Origin of the sequence: Aureimonas ureilytica (assembly GCF_001475935.1) — a bacterium.
Taxonomy (GTDB): Bacteria; Pseudomonadota; Alphaproteobacteria; order Rhizobiales; family Rhizobiaceae; genus Aureimonas; species Aureimonas ureilytica_A.
Genome location: NZ_LDQA01000037.1, coordinates 1 through 15,120 on the forward strand (window position 1 = coordinate 1; position 15,120 = coordinate 15,120).

Genomic DNA, 15,120 nt, shown 5'->3' on the forward strand with positions numbered 1-15,120 from the left:
TGGTTGGGTCCCCTACCTAGCGTCAGGGGGCCGCGCGCGCTGCTTCGATCCGAAGGCCAAGGGCCGGCGCGAGTTCGTCGGCCAGAACCGCTCTCACCGCCTTGATCCGCTCCAGCGCCGCAGCGAGCTTGGCGCGGCCTTCGGTCGTCTGGACCACAGACCCGAGATCGGGGCCGAGCGAGCGGATGGAGACGGCGACCGCGCCGAGTTCCGTGTCGGGCGAGAGACTCAAGCCCGGCATCAGCGCGAGGAGGCCGGACTGCGCCAGAAGCGCGCGCAGTCCTTCGATATCGGCCACCAGCATGGCCGTGTCGTGCCCGCTGCGGCCGAACAGAAAAAGATTGGACGGTGTTTCGCCCTGGCTGGCCGCAAGGCCGGGCGCAAGGCGCGTGTCGCCGATTTCACCCAGGCCGCGCACGGCCGTCGTCAGGAACAGGGCCAGGACATCGTTCGGGCTGCGGAACACGGGGTCGGCGGGTTTGGGCTGGGTCAGGCGTCCGGCAAAGCCGCTGGGGTTGCGCCATTGCTCGGCCACCGCATCGGAAATCTGTCCGAGATTGCCGACGATCGTCGCGCCGTAGCGGCAGCGGAAGGAGCCGGCCCGCGATGCCAAGCTGTCCGAACCCGCGCCGAAGAGAACATATTCCAGTGCCGTCAGCCCCTGCACGGCGACGCTCTGGCGCGGCAGGAGATCGCTCGTCGCCGCGTCCGCGTTGCGCCGGTTGACGATGATCTGCGCCTGACGCTGCGCCGCGCCGCGCCGATCGGGCCAGAACAGGTAGCGCTCCAGCCGGCTGCCCTCGGCGATCGGGCCGAAGGTGATGAACTCCACCGCGCCGAAGGCCTGCGCCAATTCGCCGAAGCTCTGGCGCGCCGCGACCAGCGCGGCCTCGTCCGGCTTGGCGCAGAGCGTGTCGAAGGCCTTGGCCTCCGCCTCGCCGGCTTTATCGAGCCGCTCGTAACCGGGCCGGATGACCTTTTCGATCGCCTGCGAGGCAATGGCGGCGCGGGGTGAGGTTTCGGCGAGGGCGGAGCCCGGCGCGCCGGCCAGCGTCGACACCAGGAGACTGAGGATCAAGCCGTGCCGAAATGCACCATGCCGCATCGAAGGAACTCCTCATAGCCGAAGCCGCCGGCCGCAGCCGTCATGCGGCAAGACCCAGCCGCACCGAGCGAAAGCTGGCCGCGATCCGTACCGCCGCCCAGTCCAAGCGCGCCCGGCAAGACCGCACGCGATCAACGCCCTCCCCTTACGCGAGCGCGAACGGCCACGCCATGGCGATGCCCGCCGGGCGCAGGGCCGGCTCCAGCCCCGGCGCGATGACGGGCGTCTCGCAAAGAATCTATCGTCGCCCCGCTGGAACCGCCACAATCCCTCGCTCATCTCTAGGCAGTCCGCCGAGCGCTCCGCTTCGAGTCGCCGGCCGAGGACAAGCGATTGGCCGCCCCGGCGGCTTGCGAACGAGCGAACGAGATGAACACCGACGAACGTCAGATGCTTCAGAGCCTCTTCACCCGCCTGGGCGAAGCGGAGCGGGGGGCTCCCCCTCGCGACGGCGAGGCGGAAAGTTTCATTCGCGATCGTGTCTCCACCGCGCCGCACCTGCCCTATTACATGGCGCAGACGATCATCGTGCAGGAGGAGGCCCTCAAGGCCGCCCATGCGCGCATTCAGGAACTGGAAGAAGCCGAGCGCCAGCGCCCGGCCCAAAGCAGCGGCGGTGGCGGCTTCCTCAGCAGCCTGTTCGGCGGCGGCTCGTCCTCGCGTGACAATACGCCTGCGCGCGATAACAGACCGATGGGCGCTCCGCAGGGCTATCAGAGCGGGCCGGACGGCGGCTACGGCGCGCCGCAGCCCCAGCGCGGCGGCCCTTGGGGCGGTGCACAGCAGGCGGCCCCCGGCTACGGCCAGCCCCCGCAGGGCTATGGTCAGCCCCAGCCCGGCTATGGCGCGCCCCAGCCCGGCTATGGTCAGCCGGCCGGATACCAGCCGCCCATGCAGAGCGGGCGCGGCGGCGGGTTCCTCGCCGGCGCGGCGCAGACGGCCGTCGGCGTCGCGGGCGGCGTGGTGCTCGGCAACATGCTGGGCAACATGTTCGGCGGTTCGCATTCCTTCATGAACCCCGGCGAAACCCCGGTCGTCGAGAACACGACGGTCGAGAACACCGAGATCATCAACGAGGCGCCGCAGGCGCAGGACGTGGCCGATCAGGGCGGCTACGACAATGGCTATGACAATTCGGGATATCAGGACGCCAGCTATGACGATGGCGGCTTCGACGACGGCGGTGGCGACGACGACTACGCGTGAGGCCTACCGCTCGACCTCTCATGCGGGGCCGCCCTTCGGGGCGGCCCTTTTCGTTGGGGCTCAACTGGCGCTTTCGCTCTCCAGAAAGGCGTCGATGCGCCCTTCCCGGCCGGCGCCCGTCACGAGATAGAGCACGAGAATGGCGAGGAGCAGCCCGCCTGCGATAAGCGGCGCGGCCCAATCGCCCTCCGCGATGCGCACCACGATCAGCGTGGCGCAGAGCGCCGCGCCGAGGATCGGCACCACGCGGGGGATCTCGAACCGCCCCTTCGCCTCGCCCTTGCGGCTCTGGAGCACGACGAGCGCGATGTTGACCGCGGTGAAGACGGTCAGCAGCAGAAGAACGGTGGAGGCGGCGAGCGCGCCGATATTGCCGACGAGCGACAGCGCCACCACGATCACCAGGAGCGCGGCAATGGCGACATAGGGCGTGTGGCGCGTGGCATGGACGCGGCCGAAGGCTTCCGGCAGGAGGCCCTGACGCGACATGCCATAGAGCAGGCGCGAAGCCATGACGTAGTTGACGAGCGCCGTGTTGGCGACGGCAAAGATCGTGATGCCGGCATAGACGCTGGTCGGAAACCAGGGCGCGGCGCGCTCCACCACGAGGATCAGTGGCCCGGGCGCTTCGGCCAGTTCGCGCCAAGGCACGACCGAAACCGCCGTGACGGCGACGGCGATATAGATGGCGGTGGCCGCCAGCATGGCCGCGATGATGGCCTTGGGCATGGTGCGCTCGGGCTCGCGCACCTCCTCGGAGACATTCAGCATGTCCTCGAAGCCGATGAAGGAGAAGAAGGTCAGCACCGCTCCTTGCGCGACGAGCAGCACGACGGAGCCGCTGAGTGCCTCACCACTCTCGCCTGCCGGGAGTTCCAGAAGATTCGCGCTGCCCCAGTACGAGACGCCGACCGCGATCACGAGCAGGAGGCCGAAGGCTTCCACCACGGTGCAGAGCGCGTTCAGCCAGAGCGATTCGGAAATGCCCCGGAACAGGACGCCGGCCAGAAGCACGAGAAAGCCGATGGCAAGCACGCTTTGCGGCGCGTCGATGCCGGTGACGCCCATGAAGTTGCGCGCCACGACATTGCTCTGGGTGGCGATCGAGGTGAGGCCCGAACAGACCACGGCGAGGCCCACGACATAGGACAGCATCGGCCGGCCATAGGCGCGCTGCGTGACATAGGCAGCGCCCCCTGCACGTGGATAGCGCGAGGCGATGGAGGCGTAGGACAGGCCCGTGAGCAGCGCCGCCACCATAGACACCACGAAGGCGATCCAGATGGCGCTGCCGAGTTCCTTCGCCGCCTCGCCGATCAGCCCGTAGATGCCGGCGCCCAGCATGGAGCCGAGCCCGAACAGGGCGACCTGCGGAAAGCCGACCGCCCGTTTGAGGCTGGCGTGTCCGTCCTGCGTCCCCATCCCGATCCTCCCGTTCCCGGTTTCCCTCTCGGGGAGACGATAGCGGCGAGGTGACGCACGGCGAGTCCGATTGCGGCAAAAAAGCGGCGCGACTACGCCGTCAGGCTGTGGAGCTGCCCAGGAATCTCGTCCAGCCGGTCGACCACGAGATCGGCCCCGAGCGCGTCGGCGCCCAGCGCCGTGTAGCCGCCGCGCAGCGCCACGACCTTCATGCCAGCGCTCTTGGCCGCGTCCACGTCGTTTTCGGAATCGCCGACGAAGAGAATGCTGGCCGGCTCCAGCTCAAGTTCCTGCGCGGCGAAGAGCAGAAGATCGGGGGCCGGCTTCTTGCGCGGGCCGGCGTCGCCGCCGACCACGAGGGCCATGCGCTCCAGAATGCCGAAATGCCGAAGGATATCGTCGGTCTCGGCGCGGGGCTTGTTGGTGACGACGCCAAGCTGGAACCCGGCCTCGCCCAGGATGCGCAGCGTGTCGCTGGCCCCGGCATTGAGGGTCGTGAGTTCGGTCGCGCGCGGGCCGTAGATCGACAGGTAGCGGGCCACCACCTTGTCGCGCGAGGCCGGGTCGATGCTCTTGCCGAGCGCGGCATAGGCGCGCTCGATCAGCGCCTGCACGCCCGCGCCGACCATGACGGCGACGGCCTCCAGCGTGAAGGGCGGCTCGCCATAGCTCGCCATGGTCTCGTTCAGCGCGGCGTGGATATCGGGCAGCGAGTCGATCAGCGTGCCGTCGAGATCGAAGAGAACGGCTTTCGGCCAGGATGCGTCGGACATGGGGTTCTCTCCAGGCTCAGGCAGCGGGGGGCTCGATCACGGCGAGCGTGATCCAATGGGCGGACAGAGCGGGCTTGGGGGCGTTCTCGATCTCGATGGTCGAGTCCCAGGCGGACTGGACGGACACGGCGCGCTCCGTCAGCCCGACGAGGCGGAAGCGCCCGCGCACCCGCGCGCCGGATTTCACCGGCGTGATGAAGCGCACTTTCTCGAAGCCGTAATTGATGCCCATCTTCGTGCCCACCACGCCCGGCATCGCGCCATAGGCGAGGATGGACAGAAGCGAGAGCGTCAGGAACCCATGGGCGATCGTGCCGCCGAAGGGCGTCTCGGCGGCCGCGCGTACCGGATCCACATGAATGAACTGATGGTCGTGCGTCGCCTCCGCGAACGTGTCGATCATGCGCTGGTCCACCACCAGCCAGTCGGACACGAAGTCTTCGCCGTCGAGATACGCGCGATAGGTTTCCATCGGCACGAGGGTGGGCCCTTTGGGAGTGGTCGCGGTCATGGCCTGTCCTGAAACCTCCGTTTCCCCCGGCTCATAAAGGTTTGGGGCTGCGAAGGCCACGCTCGGGGCCGGGCTCATCGGGCGCTTTTTGCTGGGTTGCGGCAAAAGCCGCCCTAGCTACCGGCCCGACCGACCAACCCGAAGACATCCCACGGAAAGAAAACCTCATGTGTGGACTCTGCGGTGAGATCCGCTTCGACGGCCATTTCGCCTCCCCCGAGACGCTCAGCGCCATGGCCACCTGCCTCGCCCCGCGTGGGCCGGACGGATCGGGCATGGTCCTGCGCGGCCGCGTGGGCCTCGGCCATCGCCGGCTGAAGATCATCGACCTCACCGAACAATCCGCCCAGCCGATGGAGGATTCCGAACTCGGGCTCACCATCGCCTTCAACGGCTGCATCTACAATTATCCCGAGCTTCGGCGCGAGCTGGAGGGGATGGGCTATCGCTTCTTCTCGCATGGCGACACGGAAGTGATCCTGAAAAGCTACCACGCTTGGGGCCGGGATTGCGTGAAGCGCTTCCACGGCATGTTCGCGTTTGCCATCCACGAGCGCGAAACGGGCCGCGTCTGCCTCGCGCGGGATCGCTTCGGCATCAAGCCGCTGTATCTCGCGCAGGACAAGGACCGGCTGCTGTTCGCCTCGTCCCTGCCCTCGATCGTGGCCGCCGGCGGCATCGACACCTCGATCGACCCGGACGCGCTGCACCATTACATGAGCTTCCACGCCGTGGTGCCGGCACCGCTGACCATCCTCAAGGGCGTACGAAAGCTGCCGCCGGCCACGACCCGCATTGTCGAGCCGGACGGGCGCTTTGCCGACGAGACTTATTGGGCGCCCGCCTTCGCGCCCCGGCCCGAAGATGCGGGCAAGACGACGAAGGACTGGGAAGACGAGGTTCTGGAGCATCTGCGCCGCGCCGTGGAGCGGCGCATGGTGGCGGACGTGCCGGTCGGCGTGCTCCTGTCGGGCGGCGTCGATTCCTCCGTGATCGTCGGGCTTCTGGCCGAAGCGGGGCAGACGGGCCTTTCGACCTTCTCGATCGGCTTCGAGGACGCGAACGGCGAGATCGGCAACGAGTTCGAATATTCCGATCTGATCGCTCGCCATTACGGCACCAAGCATCACCGCATCTTCGTGCCCGGCGCGGAACTCCTCCAGAACCTGCCGGCGGCGATCCGCGCCATGTCGGAGCCGATGGTCTCCTACGACAATATCGGCTTCTTCCTCCTGTCGCGGGAGGTCTCCAAGCATATCAAGGTGGTCCAGTCCGGCCAGGGCGCGGACGAGATCTTCGCCGGTTATCACTGGTATCCGCCGATGCAGGGCGCGGCCGATCCGCTGGCCGCTTATTCCAGCGCCTTCTTCGACCGCTCGCACGATGTGCTGCAAACCCAGCTCGGGCCTCGTTGGCGCGGTGGGCGCAATGCGAGCTTCGAGTTCGTGCGCGATCACTTCGCCTTGCCGGGCGCGGACGATCCCGTCGCCAAGGCGCTGCGGATCGACAGCCAGATCATGCTGGTGGACGACCCCGTGAAGCGCGTCGACAACATGACCATGGCCTGGGGCCTGGAAGCGCGCGTCCCCTTCCTCGACCATGAACTGGCCGAGCTTGCCGGCCGCATTCCCTCGTCCGAAAAGCTGAAGGGCGGCGGCAAGGGCATTCTGAAGGACGTGGCCCGGCGCATCATCCCCTCCGAGGTGATCGACCGCAAGAAGGGCTATTTCCCAGTTCCGCAGCTGAAATATCTCGCCGGCCCGACGCTCGACATGGTGCGTGACACGATGGGCTCGGCGAGGGCGCGCGAGCGCGGCCTGTTCGACCCCGCCTATCTCGACACGCTCTTTGCGGACCCGGCGAGCCATATCACCCCGCTTCAGGGCTCGGAGCTGTGGCAGGTGGCGCTGCTCGAACTCTGGCTCCAGGAACAGGGGCTGTGACGATGGCGGCGCTGAAAACCGACAGCGCGCAGGCGCGCGACGTGTCCTTCGATTGCGGCTGGGGCCGGCTCTGCTTCGCGCAGACCTTCGAGGACCCGGCCCATCTCGCCCGCTCGCTGGAGGAGGAAGGCCCCGCCCGGCGCGACATCGCCTTCTATGTCTCGGAGCCCCATGTGCTTCTGGCGCAGGCACCGATCGACCTCTTCCTCGATCCCTCCCACACCTACCGGCTCGATCTCGCCGCGATGAAGCCGGCCTCGCGAGCCCCCAGCGGCTTTCGCATTCGGCCACTGGAGCGCGAAAGCGACACGGCCGCGATCAACCGCATCTACCGGGTGCGTCATATGGTGGAGGTCGAGCCGAGCTTTCTCTGGTCGCAGCGCGAGGGCTCGGCGCTGCGCTATCTCGTGGCCGAGGACGAGCGCACCGGCGCGGTGATCGGCACCGTCACGGGCCTCGATCATGTCGCGGCCTTCGGCGACACGGAGAACGGCGCCTCGCTCTGGTGCCTCGCGATCGACGCGCAGGCCGTTTATCCCGGCCTCGGCGAAGCGCTGGTGCGCGCGCTGGCCGGGCGCCTGCGCTCGGACGGGCGGCGCTCGCTCGACCTGTCCGTCATGCATGACAACGCCGCCGCCATCGCGCTCTACGAGCGGCTGGGCTTCCGCCGGCTGCCCGTGTTCGCGGTCAAGCGGCGCAATCCGATCAACGAGCGGCTCTTCACCGGCGCAGCCGCCGCCGACGAGGCGCTGAACCCTTATGCGCGCATCATCGTGGACGAGGCGCGCCGGCGCGGCATCCACGCCGAAATCCTCGACGCGGACGGCGGTTTCTTCCGCCTGACCTATGGCGGGCGCAGCCTGCGCTGCCGCGAAAGCCTGTCGGACCTCACCTCCGCCGTCGCGCTCTCCATCTGCGACGACAAGAGCGTGACGCGCCGCCTCGTGGCCGATGCCGGCGTCGTGGTGCCCGAGCAGATCGCGGCCGGGGACGACGAGGAGCTGTCCGCCTTCCTCCAAAGCCATGGGCAGATCGTGGTGAAGCCCGCACGCGGCGAACAGGGGCGCGGCATCTCCGTCGGCGTCGAGACGCTGGAAGAGGCGAAGGCGGCGATCGAGGCGGCGCGGCGCGAATGCGAGCGTGTTCTGATCGAAAGCTGCTTTCAGGGGCGCGATCTCCGCCTCGTCGTCATCGACTTCCGGCTCGTCGCCGCCGCGATCCGCGAGCCGCCGGCCATCACCGGCAATGGCGCGGACAGCGTGCGCGAACTCATCGAGCAATTGTCCCGCCGCCGTCAGAGCGCGACCTCGGGCGAAAGCCGCGTGCCGCTCGACGCCGAGACCGAGCGTACCGTGAAGGCGGCCGGCTACGCGATGGAGGATGTGCTGGCGGAGGGCGAGCGCATCACCGTTCGCCGCACCGCCAATCTCCACACGGGCGGGACGATCCACGACGTCACCGACATCGTGCATCCGCGTCTGGTGGAGGCCGCCATTGCGGCGGCGCGCGCCATCGACATTCCCGTCTGCGGCATCGATCTCATGGTCGAGGACCCCTCGCGCGAGCCCTATGTCTTCATCGAGGCGAACGAGCGGCCGGGCCTGGCCAATCACGAGCCGCAGCCGACCGCCGAGCGCTTCATCGATCTTCTCTTTCCGCTCTCCATCCCCTCCTCCGCCCGCACCGCGCGCCTCAAACGCCGCCTGGACTGAACGCCCGACCATGGCCCGCCATTCGATCGATACCGACTATCTCGCCGCGCAGCTGCGCGCCCTCCTCGCGATCCCGAGCCCCACCGGCTACACGGACACGGTGGTGCGCTATGTCAGCGAGGAATTGCAGCGCTTCGGCCTCGAAGTGGAACTGACACGGCGCGGGGCGATCCGCGCTATCAGGCAGGGTTCGCGCCGCGCGGCGGCCCGCGCCATCGTCAGCCATCTCGATACGTTGGGCGCGCAGGTCAAGGGTCTGAAATCCAACGGGCGGCTCGAACTCGTGCCGATCGGCACATGGTCGGCGCGCTTTGCGGAAGGGGCGCGGGCGACGATCTTCGCCGAGGACGCCACCTATCGCGGCACGATCCTGCCGCTGAAAGCCTCCGGCCACACGTTCAACGAGGAGGTGGATACCGCGCCCATCGGCTGGGCGCATGTGGAACTGCGCATCGACGAGATCGTGCGCGCGCCGGCCGATGTCGTGAAGCTCGGCATCGATGTGGGCGACACGGTCGCCATCGACCCGCAGCCCGAATTCCTCGACAATGGCTTCATCGTCTCGCGCCATCTCGACAACAAGGCGGGCGTGGCGGTCATGCTGGCCGCGCTGGAAGCGATGGAGCGCGCGGGCTCCAAGACGCCCGTGGATATCCACTGGCTGTTCACCATCGCGGAGGAGGTCGGCGTCGGCGCGGCCTCGATCCTGAAACCCGAGGTCGCCTCCATGGTGGCGGTGGACAATGGCACCAGCGCGCCGGGGCAGAACTCATCCGAATTCGGCGTGACGGTCGCCATGGCCGATCAGACCGGCCCCTTCGACTATCATCTGACGCGCAAGCTCGTGCGCCTCTGCCGTGACGAGGACATCCGCTTCCAGAAGGACGTCTTCCGCTATTATCGCTCGGACTCCGCCTCTGCCGTCGAGGCCGGGCATGATGTGCGCACGGCCCTCGTCACCTTCGGCGTCGATGCCTCGCATGGCTGGGAGCGCATCCACATGCATGCCCTGCGCTCGCTGGCCGAGCTTCTCACCGCCTATGCCGTCTCCGCCTTGGAGATCGAGCGCGACCTGAAGCAGAGCGGCGATCTCGCCGGCTTCACCCGGCAGCCCCTGGCTGAAGCGGGAGACGAATGAGCGCGCGAATGTTTGGGTAACGATAAATGCGTCTTCGGTATCATTTTTGAACCACACAACCCTGCCCTTCATACCGATGAAACCCTAGGGCCTGTTTTATCGAGGAACTGGACCGCACCGATCCGCCGGGTGCGCATTCTCGATACGAAGGCTCTACATGGCCCACCTTCCGCGACTGACGGTTCGCCTGAAAATGACGATGCTGCTCCTGGGCGGTCTTCTCATCTTATCGTTTGCCAATTTCTGGCAGGTCCGCGACACGATGATGAAAGACGCCGAAGAGAAAGCCGGCGCGCAGCAGACGACCAATATGCATGTCGCATGGGATGTGTTGCACCACTACGGGCAGGACTTCCGCATGGTGGACGGGCAACTCTTCGTCAGCCAGCAAAAGCTCGATGGTTTTTTCGAGCCGGTGGACCAGATCAAGGCGCTGGTCGGCGGCGTCGCCACGGTGTTCTCAGGCGATACGCGGGTTTCCACCAATGTCGTGAAGGCGGACGGAACGCGTGCAGTCGGCACCAAGTTGACCGCCGCACCGGTCATCGAGGCCGTTCTGAAAAACGGCCAGCCGTATCGGGGCAAGGCCGATATTCTCGGGCAGCCGTTCTATACGGCCTATGATCCGATCAAGGATGCCTCGGGCCAGACGATCGGCGTCCTGTTCGTCGGCGTCGCGCAGGACCATTTCCTAGCGGGTTTGAACGGACTTCTGGTCACGCTGGCCGGAACCAACGCCGCAATTCTCGTGGGTGTCGGAGTTCTGGCCTATTTCGCCATCGGCCCGATGCTGCGCCCCTTGCGCCTTCTGCGCGAGGATGTGCTCCACATGGCGGCGGGCGATCTGGCGCGGGGCGTGCGTCTGTCCAAGGGCCGCGACGAGATCGCGGATCTGCAGCGTGCCATGAGCGACATGACGGCGAAACTCTCCGAAACCGTCTCGGGTGTACGCGCCTCGTCCTCGCTGGTGGCCGCCGGCTCGGCCCGTTCGGCCGAAACCGCCGAGAAACTCTCGTCCGGTTCGACCGAGCAGGCCGCCGCCTCCGAACAGGCATCCGCCGCGATCGAAGAAATGACGGCCAATGTCCGCCAGAACGCCGACAACGCCTCCACCACCGAGAAGATCGCGGCCCAAGCTGCCGAACATGCCGGCACGACGGGCGAAGCGGTGGCGCAATCGACGAAGGCCATGCGTGAGATCGCCGAGAAGATCGCGGTGGTGCAGGAGATCGCGCGTCAGACCGACCTGCTCGCACTGAATGCGGCCATCGAAGCGGCCCGCGCCGGGCAGCACGGCAAGGGCTTCGCCGTCGTCGCCTCGGAAGTGCGCAAGCTTGCCGAGCGCAGCCAAACGGCGGCGCAGGAGATCGGCGCTCTCTCCACCCGCACGCTGGTGGTCGCCGAGGATGCGGGCCTGCGTCTGGAGCGGCTGGTGCCGGATATCCGGCGCACCGCGGAACTGGTCTCGGAAATCTCCGCGGCCTGCCGCGAGCAGTCCATCGGCATCGAGCAGATCAATCAGGCGATCAGCCAGCTGGATCAGGTGACGCAGGCCAATGCCGGCGCGGCAAGCGACATGACGGCCACGGCCGACCATCTCGCCTCCGAAGCGGGCCGCCTCGAAGAGCGCGCCGGTTTCTTCCGACTGTCGGAGGAAGAGCGCGAGCGGCTGCGCGAAGTGGAGGCGCAGGAAATCGCCGCCACCAATCGCCAGATCGAACAGCATAAGTTGAAGGCGGCGCAGCGAAGCGCCTCCGCCGCACCGTCCCGCAAGCCGTCCACCCTTCGTCGCGCCGCCGGCCCGGCCATGCTGGATCTCGACGCCGGAGAGCACGAACCGAGTTTCGAGCGCCTGAGCGCCTGACAGACTTTCCAAAAACGGCCGCCTTCGCAGCGGCCGTTTCCCTGTTCAGCTGGAGCGAACGTCTCCGGTCACGAACGGGTTGCCGTCGCTTTTCGGTTCATCGCGCCCCCGCTCGTCGCTGGGCACCAGATCGCCGGGCGTCTTCGAAGGCGAGTCATCGTCCATCTGTGCCTCGCGCGATTCGTCTTCCGGCCCGACACGCTTCCTGTTGTCGTTCATGCCAAAGTCCTTCCTGGTTTTCAGGGAAAGGCCTGCGCGCCGGATGAGTTCCGTTGCTTCCCCAGCCCGCTATGTCGGGAACGTCCCGACAGACGCGCGCTGGACATCACACGGTCGGGGGAGCATGTTGCACGTGCTAAGTCCTCCCACGGATCGGCCTTGGTCGCGTTTCCCGACTGCTCTGTCAGGGTCTCGTGGCCGCCCATGTTTCTTCATCGCGCTGGCATGAAAATGTCATTTTGCGATTGCTCTCCTGCCGGTTTCTTGGTACGAGCGCGTCATTCCCCGGTAGCTCAGTGGTAGAGCAATCGACTGTTAATCGATCGGTCGCTGGTTCGAATCCGGCCCGGGGAGCCACCCTCCACAGATCACCATCGCCGAACTGCAGGACACCGCACCGACGTCGAAGTCATGCGTTCGCGCTCCGATGGAACGGGCGGGTGACCTTGCCCGTTTCTCCTCCAGATATTGCGAGGAGTGTCGCTATGACCATCGAAAGACTGGAAGACGGACGGCCGATCACCCATGGCAAGCCCATGGGTCCAAAGCTGCGCTTCGCTATTGCGGCGTTTCTGATCGTGCTTTTCGGTGCGATGCTGAGCACGCTGATCCTGGGTGCACCGACCGCCAGCCCCAGCGTCGCGGAAATGTCCATGTCGCAGCAAAGCAGCACCCCGACCAATCCCAGCGGCAATCCGTAACAGCAGAGGGGAACACGAAGCCCCCGCTCTTTACCTCGCCTTAACCATGACTGCGCGAGATTGGTGCCATGTGGCTTCGTCTCGCTCGGCCCCCATACCGGATCGCCAGCACGCTCTTCGCCTTGATGGCGCTGGTGGCGATCGGCTTCGTCACATCGCCGGCGAGCTTCGCCCAAGCGAGCGCCTCGCTCACGTTGGCCTTCGAAGTCGGCGAAACGCCTGCTGATGATCATGCCGCCTTGCCGGCCAACGGTCATTCCAGCGAACCCGGCAGCACCCCCGCCGACGAGCCGCATTCGCTGGATGCTCTCGCCGTTCATCCCTGGCACCCTGCCACCAGGCCCGGCACCTCATTTCGCCAGGCTCGCACATCGCCCAGGCTGACGCCCGTTCTGGGCGGTCCCGACCGCCCGCCTCCGCGCGCACATCCAGCGTTTCGGAGCGAAGCCAGCGAAATCGTCTGACAACCCGCGCCATGATCAGGATAGGCCGGCTGCCTTGTTTGCAGAAACAGTTGGGTCGTGCCGGGACAGGCGACAGCCGCCCCTCCTCCTGACAGGCACGCCCGCGCCCATCCCACGGCTCGGATCGGACGCGACAAACAAGCGTTTTCGCAGACTTCCCTCCGCCAGTGCCGCCGATCGGCTTCGATCGGCCCGATGCCGCTGCGGATGCCCCAGACCCATGCCCCTTCCCTTCCTTCGACGCCTGTCCGTGAAAGCCACGCCTGAGTTCGGCTTTCGGCGACCACCCTATGTGCGCATTCGCACCGGCTTGATGCTCGCGATCTTCGCGGCCTGCTACCTCACCATCGGAGGCCGGCTCGTGATGCTGGGCGCGGTGGAGGAAGCTGTGCCCGTCGCCTGGCCCTCGCCCCCCTCCAAGGCGCGGCCGAACCTTCTCGACCGAAACGGCCATGTGCTCGCCATGGATGTCCCCAGCGCCTCGGTCTATGCCGAGCCGCGCAAGATGGTGGATGTGGACGAGGCCGTGGAAGGCCTCCTGCGCGTCTTCCCCGATCTCGACGCCAGCGATCTGCGCCGCCGCCTGTCGAGCCGCTCGGCCTTCACCTGGATCAAGCGCACCACGAGCAAGGCCGAGCGCGACCAGCTCTGGGCGCTCGGCATTCCGGGCGTCGGCTTCCGCGACGAGCTGCGCCGGCTCTACCCGAACGGGCGCGCGGCCGCCCATGTGATCGGCGCGGTGAATGTCGACAATATCGGCATCGCCGGCATCGAAAGCTGGGTGGACCGGCAGGGCCTTCAGGCGCTGCGCGGCGCGGGCCTCAATCTCGGCGGCAATCTGGAGCCGATCCAGCTCAGCCTCGATCTGCGCGCCCAGCACGCGCTGACCTCCGAACTGTCGGAGGCCGTCACGAAGTTTCAGGCCATCGCGGGCGCGGGCCTCGTGATGGACATCACCAATGGCGAGATCATCGCGCTGGCCTCCCTGCCCGACTTCGACCCCAACGTGCCGACCGACGCGCTGAAGCCCGATCGGATCAACCGCGTCGCCGTCGGCACCTATGAGATGGGCTCGACCTTCAAGGCCATGACCACGGCCATGGCGCTGGATTCCGGCCTGTTCGATATGCGCTCGGTCGTGGACGCCAGCGCGCCGCTGCGCTTCGGGCGCTTCTCAATCCGCGACTATCGCGGCCAGAACCGGCCGCTGAACATTCCCGAATCCTTCATCCATTCGTCCAACATCGTCATGGGCAAGATGGCCATGGCGGTCGGGCCGGAGCATCACCGCACCTTCCTCAAGCGACTCGGCCAGCTCGATCGGCTGACGACGGAGCTTCCCGAGAGCGCCAGCCCGCTCTTCCCCGCCAAATGGGGTGAGTTGAACACGGCCACCATTTCCTTCGGCCACGGCATCGCCGTGACGCCGCTTCAGGCGAGCATGGGCATCGCAGCCGTCGTCAACAATGGCCGCCTCCTGCGCCCGACCTTCGTGAAGGGCGCGCCCGTGGAAGAGCGCGTGGTGGCGGAGGGCGTCGTGTCCGAGCGCACCAGCGAGGCGCTACGCTTCCTGATGCGCCTCAACGCGCGCGTCGGCTCCGCCGGCAAGGCCGATGTGGACGGCTATTTCATCGGCGGTAAGACAGGAACCTCGGAGAAGGTCGTGAACGGGCGCTATGACAGCGGCACGGTGCTGACCGCCTTCATGGGCATCGCGCCCGCCCATGCGCCGCGCTATCTCTTTATGACCGTGCTGGACGAGCCCAAGCCCCTGCCGGAAACCTATGGCTTCCGCACCTCGGGCTGGAACGCCGTGCCGGTGACGGGCAAGATCATCGCGCGCGTCATGCCGATTCTCGGCGTCGGCCCAGCCGGTACGCCGCCCCTCTCCCCCTTCCCCGCCATGGCCTCGGCCCGTGCCTGGGGCTCGAACCTCTTCGTGGGCGGCCCGCGCGTCGCGAGCGGAATCAGCTACTGACCATCGCGATGGGCGGGCTCGGAGGAGCCCGCCCATCGAAACCGACGCGAGGCGCAAGAGCCGAGGCAAGCACAGCTCGCCCTT

At 67.1% G+C, this 15,120-nt stretch carries 13 protein-coding genes and 1 tRNA gene; 9 read left to right on the forward strand and 5 right to left on the reverse strand.

Features of this window, described 5'->3' with window-relative positions; genetic code table 11:
* Nucleotides 1-22 precede the first annotated feature (22 nt).
* Nucleotides 23-1,105: an imelysin family protein gene (locus NS365_RS15260; RefSeq protein ID WP_082684633.1), complete on the reverse strand. Its 1,083-nt coding sequence runs from the start codon at nt 1,103-1,105 to the stop codon at nt 23-25.
* Between the two features lie 369 nt (nt 1,106-1,474).
* On the opposite strand from NS365_RS15260, the gene NS365_RS15265 reads away from it, so the two are divergent.
* Nucleotides 1,475-2,311 (forward strand): DUF2076 domain-containing protein, encoded by an 837-nt coding sequence (locus NS365_RS15265; RefSeq protein ID WP_058601161.1) that lies wholly within the window; start codon nt 1,475-1,477, stop codon nt 2,309-2,311.
* 60 nt (nt 2,312-2,371) lie between these two features.
* Here the strand turns inward: NS365_RS15265 and NS365_RS15270 are convergent, their stop codons facing one another.
* The 3 genes from NS365_RS15270 to NS365_RS15280 all read right to left on the reverse strand — a co-directional run bounded on the left by NS365_RS15270 (nt 2,372) and on the right by NS365_RS15280 (nt 5,017).
* A complete protein-coding gene (locus NS365_RS15270; protein WP_058601162.1) occupies nt 2,372-3,733 on the reverse strand; it encodes an APC family permease in 1,362 nt (453 codons plus the stop codon).
* 92 nt (nt 3,734-3,825) lie between these two features.
* Nucleotides 3,826-4,506 carry a phosphoglycolate phosphatase gene (gph, locus tag NS365_RS15275; protein ID WP_058601163.1) on the reverse strand — a complete coding sequence of 227 codons (681 nt, stop codon included), beginning with the start codon at nt 4,504-4,506 and terminating at the stop codon, nt 3,826-3,828.
* A gap of 16 nt (nt 4,507-4,522) precedes the next feature.
* On the reverse strand, nt 4,523-5,017 hold the full coding sequence (locus tag NS365_RS15280; protein WP_430515426.1) for a MaoC family dehydratase: 495 nt from the start codon (nt 5,015-5,017) through the stop codon (nt 4,523-4,525).
* A gap of 167 nt (nt 5,018-5,184) precedes the next feature.
* On the opposite strand from NS365_RS15280, the gene NS365_RS15285 reads away from it, so the two are divergent.
* The 4 genes from NS365_RS15285 (at nt 5,185) to NS365_RS15300 (ending at nt 11,674) form a co-directional block, all read left to right on the forward strand.
* A complete protein-coding gene (locus tag NS365_RS15285) occupies nt 5,185-6,960 on the forward strand; it encodes an N-acetylglutaminylglutamine amidotransferase (protein ID WP_058601164.1) in 1,776 nt (591 codons plus the stop codon).
* A gap of 2 nt (nt 6,961-6,962) precedes the next feature.
* The gene (gene ngg, locus NS365_RS15290) at nt 6,963-8,672 is read left to right on the forward strand and encodes an N-acetylglutaminylglutamine synthetase (protein ID WP_058601165.1); all 1,710 of its coding nucleotides are present in this window, start codon (nt 6,963-6,965) and stop codon (nt 8,670-8,672) included.
* A 10-nt stretch (nt 8,673-8,682) separates the two neighbouring features.
* On the forward strand, nt 8,683-9,810 hold the full coding sequence (locus NS365_RS15295; protein ID WP_058601166.1) for an osmoprotectant NAGGN system M42 family peptidase: 1,128 nt from the start codon (nt 8,683-8,685) through the stop codon (nt 9,808-9,810).
* 157 nt (nt 9,811-9,967) lie between these two features.
* The gene (locus NS365_RS15300; RefSeq protein ID WP_058601167.1) at nt 9,968-11,674 is read left to right on the forward strand and encodes a methyl-accepting chemotaxis protein; all 1,707 of its coding nucleotides are present in this window, start codon (nt 9,968-9,970) and stop codon (nt 11,672-11,674) included.
* Between the two features lie 45 nt (nt 11,675-11,719).
* On the opposite strand, the gene NS365_RS24550 is transcribed toward NS365_RS15300, so the two are convergent.
* Nucleotides 11,720-11,893: a hypothetical protein gene (locus NS365_RS24550; protein WP_193753456.1), complete on the reverse strand. Its 174-nt coding sequence runs from the start codon at nt 11,891-11,893 to the stop codon at nt 11,720-11,722.
* Between the two features lie 282 nt (nt 11,894-12,175).
* On the opposite strand from NS365_RS24550, the gene NS365_RS15305 reads away from it, so the two are divergent.
* The 4 genes from NS365_RS15305 to NS365_RS15320 all read left to right on the forward strand — a co-directional run bounded on the left by NS365_RS15305 (nt 12,176) and on the right by NS365_RS15320 (nt 15,036).
* Nucleotides 12,176-12,250, forward strand: a tRNA-Asn gene (locus NS365_RS15305).
* A 128-nt stretch (nt 12,251-12,378) separates the two neighbouring features.
* Nucleotides 12,379-12,594: a hypothetical protein gene (locus NS365_RS15310; protein WP_058601168.1), complete on the forward strand. Its 216-nt coding sequence runs from the start codon at nt 12,379-12,381 to the stop codon at nt 12,592-12,594.
* A gap of 68 nt (nt 12,595-12,662) precedes the next feature.
* A complete protein-coding gene (locus NS365_RS15315; RefSeq protein ID WP_058601169.1) occupies nt 12,663-13,058 on the forward strand; it encodes a hypothetical protein in 396 nt (131 codons plus the stop codon).
* Nucleotides 13,059-13,371: 313 nt separating this feature from the next.
* Entirely contained in the window at nt 13,372-15,036 is a 1,665-nt protein-coding gene (locus NS365_RS15320) for a peptidoglycan D,D-transpeptidase FtsI family protein (protein ID WP_153003804.1), read from the forward strand.
* Nucleotides 15,037-15,120: the final 84 nt, after the last annotated feature.

What these genes read in the sequence shown, in the direction of transcription:
- NS365_RS15260 (WP_082684633.1), bottom strand. Translation starts at nt 1,105, where the DNA reads ATGCGGCATGGTGCATTTCGGCACGGCTTGATCCTCAGTCTCCTGGTG.
- NS365_RS15265 (WP_058601161.1), top strand. Translation starts at nt 1,475, where the DNA reads ATGAACACCGACGAACGTCAGATGCTTCAGAGCCTCTTCACCCGCCTG.
- NS365_RS15270 (WP_058601162.1), bottom strand. Translation starts at nt 3,733, where the DNA reads ATGGGGACGCAGGACGGACACGCCAGCCTCAAACGGGCGGTCGGCTTT.
- gph (WP_058601163.1), bottom strand. Translation starts at nt 4,506, where the DNA reads ATGTCCGACGCATCCTGGCCGAAAGCCGTTCTCTTCGATCTCGACGGC.
- NS365_RS15280 (WP_430515426.1), bottom strand. Translation starts at nt 5,017, where the DNA reads ATGACCGCGACCACTCCCAAAGGGCCCACCCTCGTGCCGATGGAAACC.
- NS365_RS15285 (WP_058601164.1), top strand. Translation starts at nt 5,185, where the DNA reads ATGTGTGGACTCTGCGGTGAGATCCGCTTCGACGGCCATTTCGCCTCC.
- ngg (WP_058601165.1), top strand. Translation starts at nt 6,963, where the DNA reads ATGGCGGCGCTGAAAACCGACAGCGCGCAGGCGCGCGACGTGTCCTTC.
- NS365_RS15295 (WP_058601166.1), top strand. Translation starts at nt 8,683, where the DNA reads ATGGCCCGCCATTCGATCGATACCGACTATCTCGCCGCGCAGCTGCGC.
- NS365_RS15300 (WP_058601167.1), top strand. Translation starts at nt 9,968, where the DNA reads ATGGCCCACCTTCCGCGACTGACGGTTCGCCTGAAAATGACGATGCTG.
- NS365_RS24550 (WP_193753456.1), bottom strand. Translation starts at nt 11,893, where the DNA reads ATGAACGACAACAGGAAGCGTGTCGGGCCGGAAGACGAATCGCGCGAG.
- NS365_RS15310 (WP_058601168.1), top strand. Translation starts at nt 12,379, where the DNA reads ATGACCATCGAAAGACTGGAAGACGGACGGCCGATCACCCATGGCAAG.
- NS365_RS15315 (WP_058601169.1), top strand. Translation starts at nt 12,663, where the DNA reads ATGTGGCTTCGTCTCGCTCGGCCCCCATACCGGATCGCCAGCACGCTC.
- NS365_RS15320 (WP_153003804.1), top strand. Translation starts at nt 13,372, where the DNA reads ATGCTCGCGATCTTCGCGGCCTGCTACCTCACCATCGGAGGCCGGCTC.